The 18,072-nt window shown below is 67.7% G+C and carries 11 protein-coding genes; 2 read left to right on the plus strand and 9 right to left on the minus strand.

The features are described 5' to 3' along the window. Nucleotides 1-164 precede the first annotated feature (164 nt). A complete protein-coding gene (locus CYFUS_RS23725) occupies nucleotides 165-923 on the minus strand; it encodes a DUF5953 family protein (protein WP_198316724.1) in 759 nt (252 codons plus the stop codon). Nucleotide 924: 1 nt separating this feature from the next. Beyond that, nucleotides 925-1,932 (minus strand): DUF6310 domain-containing protein, encoded by a 1,008-nt coding sequence (locus tag CYFUS_RS23730; RefSeq protein WP_095987297.1) that lies wholly within the window; start codon nucleotides 1,930-1,932, stop codon nucleotides 925-927. A 394-nt stretch (nucleotides 1,933-2,326) separates the two neighbouring features. Here CYFUS_RS23730 and CYFUS_RS23735 point away from each other — a divergent pair, with 394 nt between their 5' ends. Next, nucleotides 2,327-8,698 carry an Ig-like domain-containing protein gene (locus CYFUS_RS23735; protein ID WP_095987298.1) on the plus strand — a complete coding sequence of 2,124 codons (6,372 nt, stop codon included), beginning with the start codon at nucleotides 2,327-2,329 and terminating at the stop codon, nucleotides 8,696-8,698. Between the two features lie 44 nt (nucleotides 8,699-8,742). Here the strand turns inward: CYFUS_RS23735 and CYFUS_RS23740 are convergent, their stop codons facing one another. After that, nucleotides 8,743-9,396 (minus strand): glutathione S-transferase family protein, encoded by a 654-nt coding sequence (locus tag CYFUS_RS23740; RefSeq protein WP_095987299.1) that lies wholly within the window; start codon nucleotides 9,394-9,396, stop codon nucleotides 8,743-8,745. A 101-nt stretch (nucleotides 9,397-9,497) separates the two neighbouring features. On the opposite strand from CYFUS_RS23740, the gene CYFUS_RS23745 reads away from it, so the two are divergent. Next, complete coding sequence (locus tag CYFUS_RS23745) at nucleotides 9,498-10,301, plus strand: helix-turn-helix transcriptional regulator (protein WP_095987300.1); 804 nt, start codon at nucleotides 9,498-9,500, stop codon at nucleotides 10,299-10,301. Between the two features lie 74 nt (nucleotides 10,302-10,375). On the opposite strand, the gene CYFUS_RS23750 is transcribed toward CYFUS_RS23745, so the two are convergent. The 6 genes from CYFUS_RS23750 to CYFUS_RS23775 all read right to left on the minus strand — a co-directional run bounded on the left by CYFUS_RS23750 (nucleotide 10,376) and on the right by CYFUS_RS23775 (nucleotide 17,686). Then, nucleotides 10,376-11,188, minus strand: a complete 813-nt coding sequence (locus tag CYFUS_RS23750; protein ID WP_157758612.1) for an alpha/beta hydrolase — start codon at nucleotides 11,186-11,188, stop codon at nucleotides 10,376-10,378. A gap of 10 nt (nucleotides 11,189-11,198) precedes the next feature. Continuing rightward, entirely contained in the window at nucleotides 11,199-12,779 is a 1,581-nt protein-coding gene (locus tag CYFUS_RS23755; protein ID WP_095987302.1) for an amino acid adenylation domain-containing protein, read from the minus strand. Between the two features lie 21 nt (nucleotides 12,780-12,800). After that, entirely contained in the window at nucleotides 12,801-13,931 is a 1,131-nt protein-coding gene (locus tag CYFUS_RS23760; RefSeq protein WP_095987303.1) for an acyl-CoA dehydrogenase family protein, read from the minus strand. Between the two features lie 26 nt (nucleotides 13,932-13,957). Then, nucleotides 13,958-15,346 carry a TrpB-like pyridoxal phosphate-dependent enzyme gene (locus CYFUS_RS23765; protein ID WP_198316725.1) on the minus strand — a complete coding sequence of 463 codons (1,389 nt, stop codon included), beginning with the start codon at nucleotides 15,344-15,346 and terminating at the stop codon, nucleotides 13,958-13,960. A gap of 5 nt (nucleotides 15,347-15,351) precedes the next feature. Further along, nucleotides 15,352-17,130, minus strand: coding sequence for a phosphopantetheine-binding protein (locus CYFUS_RS23770; protein WP_095987305.1), 1,779 nt, complete (start codon nucleotides 17,128-17,130; stop codon nucleotides 15,352-15,354). 103 nt (nucleotides 17,131-17,233) lie between these two features. Further along, complete coding sequence (locus CYFUS_RS23775; RefSeq protein WP_095987306.1) at nucleotides 17,234-17,686, minus strand: hypothetical protein; 453 nt, start codon at nucleotides 17,684-17,686, stop codon at nucleotides 17,234-17,236. Nucleotides 17,687-18,072: the final 386 nt, after the last annotated feature.

The following is an 18,072-nucleotide window of genomic DNA, read 5'->3' on the forward strand; positions in this document are numbered from 1 at the left end:
CGCAAGCATCGGGTTGGGTCGAGGACGCTTGCACTCTGTCAAGGGGGTCAAAAATTCCTGTCGCCTGACAGGCGGGCCGCGTACCGGCACCCTCGGGAACGTCACCTTCCCAGTGAGCCCGAAGACGGAACCTTGAGCATGGCCACTGCGAGCCGCGCCGAGTCTCAAGGGGTGGCTCGCCCGCCGATCTCCGGGAAGCGCTCGTAGGCCCGTTTGAGCGCGTCCAGGTGGGCGGGGTTATCGAGATCGAGCGGCGCGTCCGTGAGCTGCACGACCCACCCGCCCGTCGCGGTGCGCCGCGCCCGTGAGAGCAAGTCCGCGTCGCGCGCCGTGTCCGGAAACCCGATGGCCTGAGCAGCGGCGGCCGACCAGTAGTTCAGCCACCCGAGGCAATGCGGAATCTCAGGCGAGCAGATGTAGTCTGGGAACCTGAGCGTGGGCAGCCCCCGTGGCGGAACTCCTGGCTTACGCACCGGATCGACCGTCTGCCGCGAAATTTCCACGGTCGCGTTGGATGGCGTGGCGTGCCCCCAATACGCGCGTGCGCCTTCCCCAATGGCCGCTAGCACATCCGCTACCGCAGCGATACTGGCTGGGTCGAGTGGCAGGTGCGCATGAACTTCAAAATGCGGCATGCCATCTGCGGCAAGACCGTTCGGATTTTCCCACCCGGAAATCGCCACCAGGTGGTCATCGTCATCGTTGCAAAGGAACGGAAACCCTCCGTCTGTCCTGTTGGACGCAACCCACTCATCGCGGTGATGTAGCGGGATGAGGTCTTCCTTCTCCGAGGTCGTCCACTCCAAGCGCAATCCAGGAAGCGCACGCTCCATTCCATGAACGATGGCAAGCGGGCGTTCATCGTCGCCCACGAGCGCAGGCGCGTACACGCTGATAGTAATCCCATTTCGACCAAACACCATGTCAGCACCAGTCCATAATGACGATGTTGAGGTTGCGATCCAGGCTCTCAAGAGCAATTTTATGTGCGGTGCTTTTGACGCCAACGACAAAATTATAGCCACATGCTTCTGCGAGCCTTTTCTCGCGTTGTATTTCCGGCAGTTTCATCCTGACAAAGAACATTTGAGAGCGGGATGGTTGTTTTTCAAAGTCATCCGTCTTGACCTCCCAGAGCGTACGCGTGGCCAGTTGCAGCGCGTCGAAATTCTTCCCATTCACGTACACATCCCCACCAGGGAAGGTGTTGCCCGGCAGCATGTCGGCACATTCGTTGTGCGGGTCATGGCCGCCACGGTGGCGCGGCAAGGGGATGGGATTGCATCTCGGGTCGTCTTCCTCCACGAGGGCGGACGCGAGCTGCTTCTGCGGCGAGGGCTCCCGTGCCGGTGCTTTCGTCGCACGAGGCTGGGCCTCAAGTTCCACCATGAGCTGCCGTGAGGACTCCGAGACGTCCCGCAGCCGTGCCTCGAACTCCCGTTGAGCGTCGACCCAGGGCGGGCGGCTGTCCTGCTCCGGCCCGACGGTGCTGGAGGGCCAGAGCAGGACGAGGGCCACGAGCACCGGACCCATCCTGGAGAGCGCCAAAGGAGCCTCGCTCGCGCGTCCAGCCTGCGCGAAGCCCTCGACTCCCCTCGCCACCTCTGCGGCTTGCCCGCTCGTCCTCGCGGCACGGGAGAAGCGCTCGAAGGCCCGTTCCGCTGCGGTGAGTTTGCGGTCCAACTGTTCCCACTGACGCGGCTCGATGTCTTTGCGCGCCCGAGACAGCAGTGCCCTGGCCTTGTCCAGATCCGCCTTTCCAATCCACGACCGTTCCGGTGTTGGTTCCATCGGCGCCGAAACGAGCCGGATGCGCGGGCCCGAGGTGGGAGTCGGCGCGAAGGCATGGGGCCGTGGCATCGACGGCGGGGCGGGCGCGCTAGCGCATGTGGTGAGCAGCAACAGGAGCGCGCTCCAGGTTCGCAAGCGCATCGTCACGTCTTTTCGCCAAGCGAGGGGGCAGGCTCAAGTCGGGCCCGCTGGGGAGTATGTCAGCATGCCCCGATGGCAAGGGACGAGCACGCGGGGGAACCCCTCGGTAGCTATCTGGCGGGGACGAGGGGCGACCCTCGGACTCGAAGCCCAGGGACAGAAGGCCTCGAAAGGAGCTCGAGCGAGCTTGCAGGCCGCAACGTGAGTGAAGTCCGAGCAGGCCTCGAAAGGGCAATCGTGGGAGCCGACCTGACGCACATACCAGGCCGCTCTCGGACGAGGAACTGCTGTCCAGCGCCGGCCCGTCTTCCTGCTTTTCGCATGGAGCGAGATCCAACTTTACTGGATTTCTGCAATAACCAGGAAAAGCACTGAGGCCTTCCTGGAGAGTTCCATGCGCATCCTGGTGCCCCTGCTCGCGGCGGGACTCGTCCTCACCGCCTGCGAATCCCCGGTCGTTCCCCGCCCAGCCGATGAAGCCGCCTCCCTGGGGGCGACGGAGAAGTCCCTCGTCACGGAGGGCCGCCTGCTCAAGGCGGAGAAGCCCGTGGCGGGCCGGTACATCGTCGTGCTCGATGACAAGAGCGTGGGCAGGACCCAGACGGGGCAGTTCGCCAGGCAGATCGCCACGCAGCATGGGGCGAGCGTCAAGCGCGTGTACTCGCGCGCCCTCCAGGGCTTCGCCGCGACGATGACGGAGGAGGCCGCGCGGCGGCTGAGCCAGGATCCACGCGTGCGCTACGTGGAGGAGGACAGCGAGCTGACCCTCATGGGCACCCAGGCCCATGCCCCCTGGGGACTGGATCGCATTGATCAGCGGAACCGGCCGCTGGACGGGACGTACCACTATGACGCCACCGGCAGCGGCGTGCATGTCTACGTGTTGGACACGGGCATCCGCTTCAGCCACGCCGAGTTCGGGGGCAGGGCCGTGCCCGGCGTCTCCTTCGTCGAGGACGGCAACGGTGCGGATGACTGCAACGGCCATGGCACGCACATCGCGGGGACGATCGGCGGCGCGACGTACGGTGTGGCCAAGGGGGTGACGCTGCACTCCGTGCGGGCGTGGGACTGCATGGGCAGAGGGGACGTGTCCGCGGTGATCGCGGCCGTCGACTGGATCGCCACCCACCACGAGAAGCCCGCGGTGGCCAACCTCAGCGCCGCGGGCGCCAGCTCGCCCGCGCTGGACGACGCGGTCACCCGTGCCATCAACGCGGGCGTCACCTTCGTGGTCGCGGCGGGCAACGAGCAGTCCACCGTCTGCCAGCGCTCTCCGGCCCGCGTGCCCGCCGCGCTGACCATCGGCGCCTCGGACATCGATGACTCCAAGCCCCTCTTCTCCAACTCCGACGCCTGCGTGGACTTCTTCGCGCCGGGAGTGGACATCCCCTCGGCCTGGAGCACGAGCGACACCAGCACCCACCTGCTGACGGGCACCTCGGCGGCGACCGCGCACGTGGCGGGCGCGGCGGCGCTCTATCTGGAGGGCCACCCGCTGGCCACGCCCGGTGAGGTCTCCACCGAGCTGACCTCCCGGGCCAACCCCGACGTGCTCACCGGGGCCTGGCCACCCGCGTCCAGCCGGCTCCTGTACACCCTGGGCAATGGGGACGACCAGACGCCGCCCCAGGTCGTCCTCACCTCGCCCTCCGCCGGGGCCGTGGTGAGCGGTACGCTGACCCTCACCGCCACCGCGACGGACACCTCGGGCATTGCCCGGGTCGAGTTCTTCCTCGGCGACCGCCGGCTCGGCTGGGATGACACGGCGCCCTATGAGCTGGCCTGGAACAGCGTCGGCTCCCTCAACGGCCCGTTGGTGTTCAGCGCCCGGGCGTATGACGCCCACTACAACCCGGGCGCGAGCGCTCCCATCGAGGTGCTGCTCGAGAACGCCGGACAGGCGGTATTCGAGCCCGCCTGGGGGACGCCCGTCTGCGCGAGCGTGGGGGACCGGTGCGACTCGGGGCGGCTCCTGGAGGGGAGGGGGACCGCGGGCCCCGAGCTCAACCAGCCCAATACCCTCGGGGGCCTGTGTCCGGATGGAATCGGTGGCAGGCACCTCGCCGACCCCTCCGTGGAGCGGATCGTCGTCTTCCCGAGCCAGGGCACCTCACTCCAGGAGGGCCAGCTGGCCACGGTCCAGGTCACCGTCTACGCGGAGATGAACCCCTATCTCGGCTTCGAGCACGTGGATCTCTTCGCCGCGGCCGACGCGAGCCAGCCAGTCTGGACGCCCATCGCGCAGCTGTTGCCGAACGCCCTGGGCCTCCAGGTCCTCACGGCCAGATACCTGCTTCCGGTGGGGGGCGTGCAGGTGCTCCGGGCCGAGATCCTCAGCAGTGGCAACCCTCCCACGCCCTGTTCGCGGATCAGCTGGCGGACCGACCATGACGACCTCGTCTTCTCGGTGGCGCCAGCACCACGGGACACCACGCCCCCGAGCGTGGCCATCACCTCGCCCGCGCGAGGCGCCACGGTCAACGGCGGCGTCCCCGTCCAGGTGACGGCGAGCGACGACGTCGCCGTGCAGCGCGTGGAGCTGTACGCGGGCTCGACGCTGCTCGCGACGCACACCCAGAGCGCCTACACGTGGACCTGGGCGACGCGCTCGCTGTCCAACGGCCCCTACACCCTCACCGCGCGGGCCTATGACTTGGCCGGGCAGGTCTCGGAGCACTCGGTGAACGTGATCGTGGACAATGATTTCGTCCCACCGTCCTCGGTCGCGCTCACGGCACCCGCTCCGGCAACGGTCGTCAGTGGCACCGTCACCCTGGAGGCGAGCGCGAGCGACGATCGGGGCATCTCGCGCGTGGAGTTCCTCGTGGACGGAGTGATCGTGGGCAGCGACACCACGGCCCCGTTCACGCTCGACTGGGACTCGGCGAGCGTGTTCAACGGCGCCCACGCGGTGAAGGTCAGGGCCCACGATGGGGCGAACCCGCCGGTGGACAGCGCGCCCGTCACGCTCGAGGCGAGCAACGTGGGCAACGCGCGCTACGATCCGCTCTTGAAGGCCCCCCGGTGTGACACCCTGGCGGAGCGCTGCGACACCCGGACCCTGGTCGACGGACGGGCCACCACCGAGCTGAACACGCCCAACACCCTGGATGGGTGCCTCGATGACACGTACACCGGGCTGAGCGAGTCCATCTCGCGCATCCGGGTGAGCAGCACGGACGGGACGCCCCTCACCGAGGGCAAGCGGGTTCGCGTCGAGGTGGACGTGCAGGCCTACACCTTCGCGTCCGCGTCCGTGGACACGCTGGAGCTGTACTCCGCGGCGGATGTGACCTCGCCGGTGTGGACGTTCGTCACGGAGCTGAAGCCGCGCTACCAGGGATCGCAGACGCTCTCGGCGGAGTACGTGCTGCCCGTGGGAGGTCTTCAGGCCCTGCGCGCCGCCTTCTACCTGGGTGGCACGGGGCCCTGTGGCACGAGTCAGTCCCAGAACAAGCTCAATGAACGCGACGACCTGGTCTTCCCGGTCATGCGGGCCACGGACGCCACGCCCCCCCAGGTGGTGCTCGTCACCCCCAAGAGCGGCGAGACGCTGGAGGGCAAGGTCACGGTGATGGCCTCGGCGAGCGACGACTTCGGCGTGGTGGCCGTGGACTTCTACGACGGCGAGACGCTGATTGGCACGGATGTCCGGGAGCCCTATGGCGTGGTGTGGTCCACCCGGGGCCTGCCCAACGGCGTCCACACGCTGACGGCCCGGGCGCGGGATCTGGCGGGCCACGTGGGCACCTCCCAGCCCGTGCAGGTGACGACGGACAACGACTACCAGGTGCCCGTGGTGGCCATCCGGGAGCCGCTCGCGGGTGCACGGGTCACGGGCTCCGTCCCCGTCCTCGTGGACGCCTCGGACAACAGGGGCATCAGCAAGCTGGAGCTCTACGCCGGGGCCAACCTGCGCGGCACCGTCAGCAATGGGTTGGGGACCCTGACGTGGAATACGTGGTGGGAGAACCAGGTGGATCGCGCCTACTCCCTGACCGTCCGGGCCTACGACGCGGCCGGCAACGTGACGGTCTCGGCCCCGGTGGTGGTGACCTATGCGGTCGAGATCACGCCGCCCACCGTGACGCTCACCGCGCCCGTCGGGGGGACGACGCTCTCGGGGACCGTGCAGGTCTCGGGGACCGCGTCCGATGACTCCGGGGTGTCCAAGCTCGAGTTCCTCCTGGACGGCACGCTGCTGCGCTCCGCGCTCGGTGCCACCTACAGCTTCTATTGGGACACCCAGACGGCGGTCGGCGGCACCCACACGCTCACCGTGCGCGCCACCGATGCGCACGGCAACGTGGCCACGTCCTCGCGGACCGTGGTGATCGATGTGACGGCCCCCGTGGTGGCCCTCACCTCACCGGGCGGCGGGGCCGCGCTTACGGGCGTGGTGTCGCTCCAGGCGGACGCCACGGACGACGTCGGGGTCACCTGGGTCGAATTCTACGTGGACGGGCTCTTCCTGGCCCGGGACACGACGGTGCCCTTCGGCGTGGACTGGGACACGACCTCGGAGGCGGACGGCAACCACACGCTGACGGCCCGAGCCTACGACGCGCTCAACCGCATGACGACGAGCGCCGCCGTCACGGTGAGCACCCTCCAGCCCGTCAGCGCCCTCTACGACGCCACGCTCCGCGTGCCCCGGTGCGCCACGCTCACGAGCGTGTGTGACACCACCAACCTCGTGAGGGAACGCGCGGGCGCCGAGCCCCATTCGCCCAACACGCTTTACTCGGCCTGCTCCGAGGCCCCGTGGACCGGCGGGCGGGTGATCAAGCGCATCCGGTTGTCGAGCCTCGAGGGCACGCCGTTCGCGTCCGGCCAGCGCGTCCGGGCGGAGGTCCATGTCGGCTCGGTGTCACCCGGCACGGATGCGCTCGACCTGTTCATCACGAGCAACACCTCCACGCCCGTGTGGACCCTTCTGACCACGATCGTGCCGGCGACGAGCGGGGCACAGGTGCTCTCGGCGGAGTTCGACCTGCCCGCGGGCTTCTCGCAGGCGGTGCGTGCCCAGCTCCGCGTGGGGGGCAGCGCCAGCTCGGCCTGCAGCAACAGCTCCTCCTATAACGAGCAGGACGACCTGGCCTTCAGCGTGAAGTCCAACCCCACGGTGTCCCTCACGGCACCCGCTCCGGGCGCGCGGGTGGCGGGCGTGGCCTCCGTGACGGCCTCGGCCCTCGATGACCAGGGCCTGGCGCGGGTCGAGTTCTTCGTGGATGGGACGCTGATCGGCACGGACACCAGCGCGCCCTACGCGGTGGGCTGGAACACCGTGGGCGTGGCGGATGGCGCGCATGTGCTCACCGCCAGGGCCCATGACCTGGAGGGCAACATCGGGGACTCCGCCGCGGTCGGGGTGACGGTGGACAACACCCCTCCGGACGTGGTGCTCACGTCCCCCGCGCAGGGGGCCTTCATCCGGGGCGGTAGCGCCTTGCTCGAGGCCGCCGCCAGCGATGCGCAGGGGGTGGTGAAGGTCGAGTTCTACGTGGACGGGGTCTTGAGCGGCACGGACACCAGTGCGCCCTACACCATGACCTGGAACACCCTGTTCACGTCGGATGGGATCCACACGCTCACCGCGAAGGCCTTCGACACCACGGGCCTCGCGAGCACCTCCCCGGCGATCTGGGTGACGCTGGACAAGACCGCGCCGTCCACGGCGGACATCAGCGCTCCGGCGACGGGTTCCCGGCTCCAGGGCCTCGTCCAGATCAGCGCCACCGCCAGCGACAACATCGGGGTGGTGAAGGTCGAGTTCTTCGTGGATGGGACGCTGCTCGACACGGACACCAGCGCGCCCTACGCGGTGGGCTGGAACACCGTGGGCGTGGCGGATGGCGACCACAGACTCAGTGTGAAGGCCCATGACGGCGCGGGCAATGTTCGCACCTCCCTCGTCGACGTCTCGGTCATGATCGACAACACCCCGCCGGAAGCGGCGCTCGTGTCCCCCGCGCGGGACACCTGGCTCCGGGGCACCCTCCTGCTCGAGGCCACCGCCAGCGACGGCGTGGGGGTCACACGGGTGGAGTTCTACGACGGCGCGACGCTGCTGGGGTCCGACACCAGCGCGCCCTACGCGCTGGACTGGAACACCTCGGGGGCGGCGGACGGGGCCCGCACGCTCACGGTGAAGGCGTTCGACGCCACGGGCAACGTGCGCACCTCGACGGGGGTGGCGGTGACGGTGGACAACACCGCGCCGGTCACGGCCGTCACCGCTCCGACCCAGGGCGCCTTCGTCCGGGGAACGGTCCCGATCAGCGCCACCGCCAGTGACAACCTCGAGGTGGAGAAGGTCGAGTTCTACGCGGGCACGACGCTGTTGGGCACCAACACCCTGGCCCCTCATGCCGTGAGCTGGGACACGACGGCGGTGGCCGATGGCCTCGTCACGCTCACCACGAAGGCCTATGACCGGGTGGGCCATGTCACCGTGTCCGCCAGCCGCACGGTCACCGTGGACAACGCCGCGCCCACCGTGGCCATCACCTCGCCGGCCAACGGGGCCTCGCTGTGGTTGAGCGCCACGATCCAGGCGAGCGCGTCGGACAACATGGGCGTCACCCAGGTGGTCTTCTATGACGGCACCAAGGTGCTGGGCTCGGACAGCTCGGCGCCCTACAGCTACAGCTGGAACCTGCTGACCGGCGTGGCCAAGGGCAACCACACCCTCACGGCCAAGGCGTATGACGCGGCGGGCAACGTCACCACGTCCACGGCCATCACGGTGAAGGTGAACTGAGTGAGTGAAGCCCGCGCAGGCCCCGACGGGGTGAGTGCATGGGCTTATTCCGGGACGGCCCCCAGTACCGGCGTCAAATCCGGATCGGCCTTCTGCATCGCCCGGCGATAAGCCGGCCGCGCGCCGATGCGTTGCAGATAGGCCAGGATGTTCGGCCAGGGCGAGAGATCATACGGCTTGAACAGCCGCATCGTGGTCAACGAGAACACGGTCATGATATCCGCCGCCGTCAACTCCTGGCCGGCCAGATAGGGCGCCTCCCCCAGCCGCTTCTCCAAGGTCGAGAAGATCAGCTTGAACCGGTCCTTGGCCATCTGCAGCGGCGCGTTCTTGTCCGAAGGATCGACGCGCTCCAGACTCCTCACCTGCAAGACGACCGGTTGCAGCGTCCCGTTGGCGAAGTGGAACCAGTAGAGATAGTCGGTGAAACCGGGTTCGCCGCGCTTCACGGCGAGCCGGCCATTGCCATGGGTCTGGATCAGATACTCGCAGATCGCCCCGGATTCCCCGAGGACGAGGTCGCCGTCGGTGAGGATCGGCGCCGTGCCCATCGGATGAAGCGCCTTGTATTCCGGCGGGGCCATTCGGTTGTCGGCCCGGCGCTGATAGCGCTTCAGCTCGTAGTCGAGCCCGAGCTCCTCACAGAGCCAGACGATCCGCTCCGATTGCGAACGTCCGAGGTGATGCAGCGTCAGCATACGAGCTCCGTTCTGAGCGCCCTTGCCCGAGGCATTGTCGTGGTCATGAGCGAACCGTAAGCTGCGCGAGTCCGCTCGAAAAGGCGTGCCCGCATACCGGTATGGCGACTACCACCCTCCCCGAATTCCTCCGCGCTCGCCGCGAGCGGCTTCACCCCGAATCGACCGAGCGGCGTCGCACTCCCGGACTTCGTCGCGAGGAAGTCGCGGCGCGCGCCGGCGTGAGCGTCACCTGGTACACGTGGCTCGAACAAGGTCGCGGCGGCGTGCCGTCCGACGATGTGCTCGAACGCCTCGCTGGCGCACTCGAGCTCGACGACACGAATCGCGAGATGCTGTTCCTGCTCGCTCACGCGCGTCCGCCACCGCGCCGCTACACGCCGCCCGCCGAGGTCACGCCGGCGCTGCAGCGCGTGCTCGACAACCTGCACGTGCCCGCGCTCGTGAAGACGCCGACGTTTCAGATCGTCGCGTGGAATCGCGCCGCCGTGGCGGTGATCGGCGATTACGCCGCGATTCCCGAGCGCGATCGCAACATGCTGCGCCGGGTCTTTCATCCCGAAGCCACCGCGTTCCTGCCGCATGCCGATGACATGCATCGCACGTGCCTCGCCGCGTTTCGCGTCGACATCGAGCGTGCGGGAGCATCAGAAGAAGCTGCCGCGCTCGTCGACGAGTTGATGGAGACGAGCGCGGACTTCCGCCGGCTGTGGGCCGAGAATGAGCTGAGCACGCACGGGGTGAGGTACAGGCGACTCGTCCGACCGAACGTCGGCGAGCTCGTGTTCGAGACGTCGGTGTTTTCCGTCGACGGTAGCGATGGCCTCAGCATGTTTGTCTTGTCACCGGTGGACGACGCTTCCGCGCGTGGGGTCGAACAGCTGCTCCGCGAGCTCGCCGAGTAGTGCCCCCCCACCGCGCTGGCCTCCGCCAGCAAATCTCGAGAGGAGGGGGGCGTCCTCGCCCGCATGGATGAGGGTCAATCAGTCGCCGGCAGGAGCCTGGCCAGCAGTCGCCGGGCCGAGGAGGCCGCGAAGCCCCAGCCATGATCTCCCGGGTGCTCGGCATAGGCGTGCGGGAGACCGAGTTCGTTCATCTTCCGATGAACCCTGCGGTTCTGCTCCACCACCCGCGGATAGTCGTCGGTGCCGACCTCCAGCGCGAGCGTTGGCGGGGACCCGATGGCAGCGGCCTTCTCGAGCAGCGCTCCCGTGTCGTAGAGCCGCCGGATCTCACTGCCAACGGGCCCCCACACGCGGTCGTGCTCCGCCTCGGTGGGCATCATGCAACCGCTCGCGCGCTGTGAAGCATACGGATCGCCTTGCCGCTCCGAGGCATAGAAGGCCCCGGAGATGGCGAACGCGCGGGAGAACATCCCCGGGTGGCGCAACGCGACGTGGACGGCGCCCGCGCCCCCCATGGAGAAGCCGCCAATGATTCGCGAACGCGCGGCCCGCTCCACGGGGAACGAGGCTTCGACGGCCGGGATGAGATCCTCCACCAGGTAGTCCTCGTACCGCTTGCCGGACGCATCGTTCATGAACCAGCGCCGGCCGCTCTCGGGAAAGACAAACAGCACGCGCTCCCTGTGCTCCGCCAGGAATTCCCTGCCATGACGTGCCCAGGACAACCGGTCCCCGGCAAACGCATGCAACATATAACAGACAGGGAACCCCCGGGCGGGTGGGGCTCCGGAGGGCGCCACCACGTAGGCCACCTTGGGCCGGCCCAGGGATGGCGCGTCATGCTCGAAATCGAAGCCGGGCAGATCTTCCTCGATGGGAATCAACATCACGAACCTCCTAGGCGAGTGACACCAGCCTGGAAACCTCCTGCACATCCACCTTGCCGCGGCTGTTGCGCGGGAGGGCATCGAGCCGCAAGAGCCTCGAGGGAACCATGTAGGGAGGCAGACGCTCCGCGCAGTGGCGGCGGACCTCGCCCACGAGTTCCTCGGAGGGCTCTCGCAGCGCGATGGCCGCGCCGAGCTGATCCCTCCCCTCGTCCTGGAACGTCACCACCGCGGCCTCCGTCACGGCGGGATGCTCGCGCAAGGCCTGCTCGAGTTCCTCGAGCTGGATGCGATAGCCACGAATCTTGACCAGACGGTCACGCCGGCCCAGGAAGCTGAGACGGCCGGACTCGACGCGGACGATGTCTCCCGTCCGGTAGAACTTCCGCCCATCGGCTTCGCGCACGAAGCGCTGCTCCGTGAGCTCGTCGAGCCCTCGATACCCTTCCATGACCGTGGGAGAGCAGACGAGCAGCTCGCCCTCCTCGTTGGACGGACCCTCGGGCCCCTCCAGACGAATCTCCGCATAGGGACACGGAATGCCAATCGGCACCGGTCCGTCCGTGGCCAGGTCCTCCGGCCCGATATCGTGGAACGTGCACACGTTGGTCTCGGTGGGCCCGAACCAGTTCGAGAGGGAGCACCCCTGGGGCAGATGGGCCGCGAGCTCCTTGAGGCCCGGTTTGGGAATCACCTCTCCCGCGAGAATCACATGCCGGAGGGCGGAGCGCTCCAGCTCCCGCAGGGGCGCGCCCTCGTCGGGCCGCAGCAGCACGGAGGGGACCGAATACCACACCGTGATTCCATTCTTGATGATGAACCGGCAGGTCTTCCCCACCTGGCCGAACAACCACTCCGGCACCGGCACGAGCGTCGCTCCGGCGAGCGCCGACGCGAAGAAGTCGAAGATGGTCAGGTCGAACGAGGGCGAGGCATGTTGGGAAAGGACATCCTCCGGCCGCAGCCCCAGATGCCGGGCCGTCCACTCCACGAAGGCCACGGCGCTGCGGTGGCTCTGCATCACGCCCTTGGGCCGGCCCGTCGAGCCCGAGGTGTACAACACATAGGCGACCGACATCTCATCCACGGGGACCGCGGCCGATAGCGGCGCGCACGTCATCACCTCGCTCCAGGGGAGGCCACGGCCCTCCTTCGAGGACGGCGCGGCCCGGAGCGACAACACGACCTCCTGCCGTGTCGAGCCTCCCGCCGCGGGCTCCGCCAGACCGCGAGCCTCGTCCTGGAGGAGCGCGGCGGCGATCTGCCGGGTGGTGATGAGGTGGCTGGGCCCCGCGTCCCCCAGGATGAGTGACGCGCGCGCGGCCGGCATCGTGTAGTCGATGGGCACGTAGCTGCCGCCAGCCAGCAACGCACCAAAGATGGACACGGACAGCTCGGCGCCCTTGGGTAGACAGATGACCACGCGGTCTCCCGGGCGCAGCCCCGTCTCCACCAGGTACGCGGAGAGCCGGAGGGCCCGGTCGAACAGCTCCCCGTAGGTGAGCCGTCCTCCCGAGGTAACGAGCGCGGTCCGTGAGGTGAAGCGTGACGCCGCGCCCATGAGAATCGTCGATAACGTCTGCTCGCTCATCTTGAACCTCCTCAATCCCTGTCAGGAGCCCAACCCCAGCTCCGCGGCGATGATGACCTTCTGGATTTCCGAAGTGCCCGAGTACACGATTCCACCGAGGGCATCCCGGAGCTCGCGCCCCACTTCCGAGCCCTCCATGAGGCCCATGCCGCCATGGAGCCGGAACGCGTCCGTCCCGGAGGCGAGCGCGGCCTCGCTGACATACAACTTGGTGAGACTGGCCTCGCCCGGAGTCAACGCTCCCGTGGACAGCAGTGTCAGGGTATTCCGGACGAGGAGGTGGGACGTCCTGTAGCGGCTCAGCATGTCGACGATGCGTCCGGCGACATACTGGTTGTTTCCAATGGGACGGCCGAACTGGCGGCGCTCCTTCGCGTAGTCGAGCGCCGCCAGGAATTGCCTGCGCATGACGCCCAGGTGGAAGCCCGCCAGCATGCTCCTCTCCCACGTCAGGGCATGCTGGAAGACGGAGGCGCCCTGTCCCACGCCGCCCACCATCGCGCTCCGGGGAACCCGCACGTCGTCGAACCACACGGAGCTGACGGAGCAGCCATGCATGCCCATGCGCGGCTCGTCGATTCCGACTTCCAGACCCCGGGTGGCCCGAGGCACCAGGAAGGCGCTCAGGCCCCGGAAGTGAAGGCGGGGGTCCTTCGTCGCGAGGACCAGGAAGTAGTCGGCCTCCCGGGCGTTCGTGATGAAGCACTTCGCCCCTTGCAGGACGTAGTCGTCGCCGTCGCGGCGGAAGCGGGTCTTGAGCGACATGACATCCGAGCCCGCCTCCGTTTCCGTGGCCGCGAGCGCCCCCATGACACTGCCGTCCCGCAGCGACGGCAGCAGCCCCTTGTGCTCCTCGCTCCCGAAGCACAGCAGCGGTGCGCTGAATCCGAAGCAGTGGGCACCGAGCGCCAGGGGGAAGCCCTCCCCCGCGCACCCCATCCCGACTCCCTCGAGGACCGAGAGCACCACCTCCACGTTCAGCGCCTCCTCGGGGATGAGCACCTCGAAGACGCCGAGCTCGGCGGCCTTCTTCCAGGCCTCGCGAATCCAGGCACGGGGATCGCTCCCGGACGGAGGCGCGCCCAGGGACTGTCCTAACGTTCTCGCCGCCCGCAGCTCGGGCGTTTCCTCGGGAAGAGCACTGTGATTCATGGCATCGCTCCTGGCGTTGGGCGGGACTACGGCGACGAGGACTGCTCGATTCGCGCGTTGAACTCGTGGACGTGACGGAGGCTCGTGGTCAGCATCGCGTCATCGGGGAGATCCGACTCCAACGTGTTGTTCCGGGCGCGCTCGTAGGCACTCAGGTCGAAGAGCCCGTGGCCGCTGATATTCATGAGGATGACCCGCGGCGGAGCCTCGGCCGGGTTCTCCCTGGCCAGACGGATGGCACCCGCCACGGCGTGGGCGGACTCCGGGGCCGGTAGGATCCCCTCGCTCTCGGCGAACAGGAGCCCCGCGTCGAGTGCACTGGGCTGGGGCACCGCGAGGGCGTCGAAGCCCTTGTCGGCGTACATCGCGCTCAGGAAGGCCGAGGTCCCGTGGTAGCGCAGTCCTCCCGCGAAGATGGGTGGCGCGATGTAGTGGCTTCCCAGCGTGTACATCCGGTGGATGGGCGTCGTGCCGGAGAAGTCATTGACGTCATACGCATAGACGCCACGGGTGAGCTTCGGACACGCCGCTGGCTCCACCGCCATCAGCCGGAGCTGGCTCTTCCGCTCCCGGGCGGCCCGGAGGAACGGCAACCCCACGCCGCCGAAGTTGCTGCCAGCCCCCATGCAGGCAACGACGTAATCCGGGAAGTCTCCCAGGGCATCCATCTGCTCGACGGCCTCGCTGCCAATCAGCGTCTGGTGCAACACCACGCAGTTCTCCCCGCTACCCACGGCGAAGCGGATCCGCTTGCCTCCATGGGCGATCTCCAGCGCCTCGCCCGTGGCGGTCGCCAGGCTGCCCACGCGGCCCGGATCCCTCTGCAGCGCCTTGCGGCCCACCTCCGTGACGTCGCTCGGGCTCTCATGGACGGTGGCGCCGAAGATCTCCATCATCGCCCGGCGCTGCGGCTTCTGGCGCAGGCTCGCGCCCACCATGAACACCGTGCAGCGCAGACCGAACAGCTTGCAGGCATACGCCAGCGCGGTCCCCCACTGCCCGGCGCCCGTCCCCGTGACCAGCTCCTCCACGCCGGCCTTCGCGTAGTAGTAGGCCTGGGCGAGCGCCGAGTTGAGTTTGTGGCTCCCCGAGACGTTGAGCCCCTCGTATTTGTAATAGAGCCGCGCGTTGACCCCCAGGCGCTGCTCGAGCTGCCGCGCCCGGCGCAGGGGCGTGGGGCGGTATTGGGCATACAGCTCCAGCAACCGTTCCGGAATCTCGTGGAACGGCTCCTGGGTGCTGTTGGATTGCATCACCAGGGAGCGCGGCTGCTGGGGGACGACGCTCACGCGGCGCGCCCCGTGGCCGGGCAGCGAGACCTCCTTGGGAACGTCGTGGACCGCGTACTGAGGGTAGTCGAAGAGGAAGTTGCACCACTGCTTCGGAATCGAGACGCCCCGTTGATGTCTGGACATGTTTGTCATCCTTCGTGAGAGGTCTTGCCAAGGCGCAGCACGAACTCCACCAGGTCGCCCACGGTGATGAGTTCCGCATCCAGGAGATCCTCATCGTCGATCTCCCGCGCGAGCTCCTTCTCCAGGGTGGTCAGGAGCTGGGCGAACTGGAGCGAGTTGATGGCCAGGTCGGCATACAGCTCCAACGCTTCGTCCAGGGCGCCGGTGTCCTTGAACAGGGGGAGCACCTTCGCGAGCGTGGTGCCGACGATCGTGCGGGCCACCTGCCTCTCGTCCACCGTCATCAGGGGCAGCACGCCGAGCAGCTCCGCGAGCTTGCGCTGCATGCCGGGCGCCACCTTGGCCAGGTTGACGACGGGGCGCAGCTTGCCGGAGCGCTCGCGCTGGATGGCGTCCGTCCGCTGGGTGAGCACCTCGACGCCCTTGCCCAGCATCTCCTCGAGCACCGCCGTGGTCTTCTCGAGGTTGGCGGGGTCGAAGCCCACACCGGGCACGTACTGCACGACGTACCGCTCCGCCGACAGGCCCACGAACCGGTACTGCGCGTGGGGGAGCGTGTCCTTGATGGCACCCAGAATCTGGAACGTGGTCACCGAGCGGCCATCGGGCGGCTGGATCTGATCGGCTTCCTTGCCCTCCAGACCATCCAGGGTCGTGCAGACGAGCGAGTCCGATACCCGGAACGGCCCGCGCGGACGCGCCACGTCGCCAACGTCGTAGCGGATCAACGGCATGGTGTCGTTCAAGAGATCGGTGACCACGATCCGGGACAGCTCACCCGCTGCCGCCAGCGTCTGCTCTCCGGGTCGCATGAACTCCACGTGGAGACGGTCGGATTCGACGAGCAGCGGCGCGTTCTTCTCCGCCTGCCACGCCATGAAGCCAAATTCGTTGCTCGCGTAGATCTTCAACGGCTCGCACCCGAAGACCTGCCGGATGGCGTCCGCTCCCTCGGGCGAGAGCACCTCCGAGGTGGTCCACACCTGCTTGACGGTGGGCAGCCGCAGCTGCTCTTTGTGCATCCATCGGGCCAGCCCGGCGATGACGCTCGCGAAGCCCATCAGGCTCGCGGGCTCGAGCGCGCTCACGGACTCGAAGAGCTCCGGAGGAGGCAGCAGGGAATTGACGGTGAAGGCCTTGTTGAACGCCTGGGTCTGCGCCTCCTCGGGTGGCGAGTCCGTGCCATGCCGCTTCGCCTTCTTGGGCAGGGCGGTGAAGCGCTGCTGGTGATCCTTCATCTGGCGCGTCAGGGGCTCGGATTCGCGCTCCGCGGACTTCTCGGAAGCGGACTCTCCCGGGGTGTTGGCGGAACCCACCTGCCGCGCCTCCTGGGGAGTCCTGACCACGAAGTCCCACGGGAAGACATAGGTGAGCTGCTTCGAGGAGCTCGAGATGAGTTGCAGGTGGGGCTTCTGGAAACGCCACTTGCGGAAGATGAAGACGCGGTTGTCGAGCAGCAGGGTGAAGGGGACGCCCGTGCTGCCGCTGGTGGGTTTGCGGATCAGCTCGGAGGAGTCGTAGCGGGAGTTGAGCAGCCGGGCCTCTCCCGCGGCCTGGAGCTGGGACTTGCTCACGACGGGCAGCCGCTGGAACCATTCGAGGAAACCTTCCAGGGGAGGAACGGCTCCGAACGGACCATACAGCTCACGGTAGAAAGGGACGTTCTCGATGGCTGAAACGACCCGCTCCCGAAGTAATTCCAGAGGGTTGCTCGAGAGGTAGCCGGTAGAGCCACTCTCCACTTCCTGCATCGCCGCGGTCAGTGCGAGGTTGGTGTAGTGCATTGATTTCTCTGCCTGGTGAGAGGAGGGCCACCCGTGGTGCACCGCGGGTGGCCCTCCGTTGGAAGCGGACTACTTCAAGGACTCACGGCTGAGGCGGAACGGGCTACTTCGCCTCGGCCTTGAGCGCGAGCTGCTTCTTGGCGCCGAACTGCCGGAGCTGGGCGGTGCGGGCGAGCGTCGTCTTCGAGGGGTGTTCGGTGACCGGCCCCACGCCCACGACGTGGACGGCGGCGTGGAGGGTCTTCCGCGCGCTGAGTTGGCGCAGCTGCATGGGCCGGGCCACGGCCTTCTTGGTTTCGGATTGCCCCACGGACTTCGTCAGGCGGGCCGCGAGCTGCTTCACGGCCTTGAGTTGCCGCAGCCGCCCCTGCTTGGGCGCCTTGGTGTTGTCCCCCGCCAGGCCCGCGACGCTCGCGGCGGCGCGAAGCGTCATCGTGCTCTTCTCGCGGAGCCTCCGGATCTGCTTGACCCGGCCCATGCGGGGCTGGATCGCCCGGATGTTGGTGGAAGTCTCAGCGTCGGTTCCGGACTGCGTGTCTGCGTTCTTCTTGCTCATGCTGCCTCCTTACTGCGGGTGAAACACCTGGGATGAAGCAATAGACCGCCTGCACGGGCGCCTTCCCACATGGGCCCGCCCGACAAAGGAATTTGAAATGAAGCACTGGAGGGGTACGAGTGCCGGACGTGCCGGCCGATGGTGGGCGGGCGCGCCTTGATATGGCCGAGGACCCGATATCCGTGAAGCACCCGCCACCACCTGGAGACACCGTGGCGGGTCACATCACGCAGACAGCTCCAGCCGATGGAACTTCGAGCGGCTTCCGTATCCCAGACGAGAACCAGAGGCTACGAACTCGTCATGAAACGTATTGGGTGGGGCAATCCCATACGACAATTCGAGTATAGGGTTGCAGGCGCTTTCACATGACATAGAGAGTCGTC

The organism is Cystobacter fuscus (assembly GCF_002305875.1).
Classification (GTDB): domain Bacteria; phylum Myxococcota; class Myxococcia; order Myxococcales; family Myxococcaceae; genus Cystobacter; species Cystobacter fuscus_A.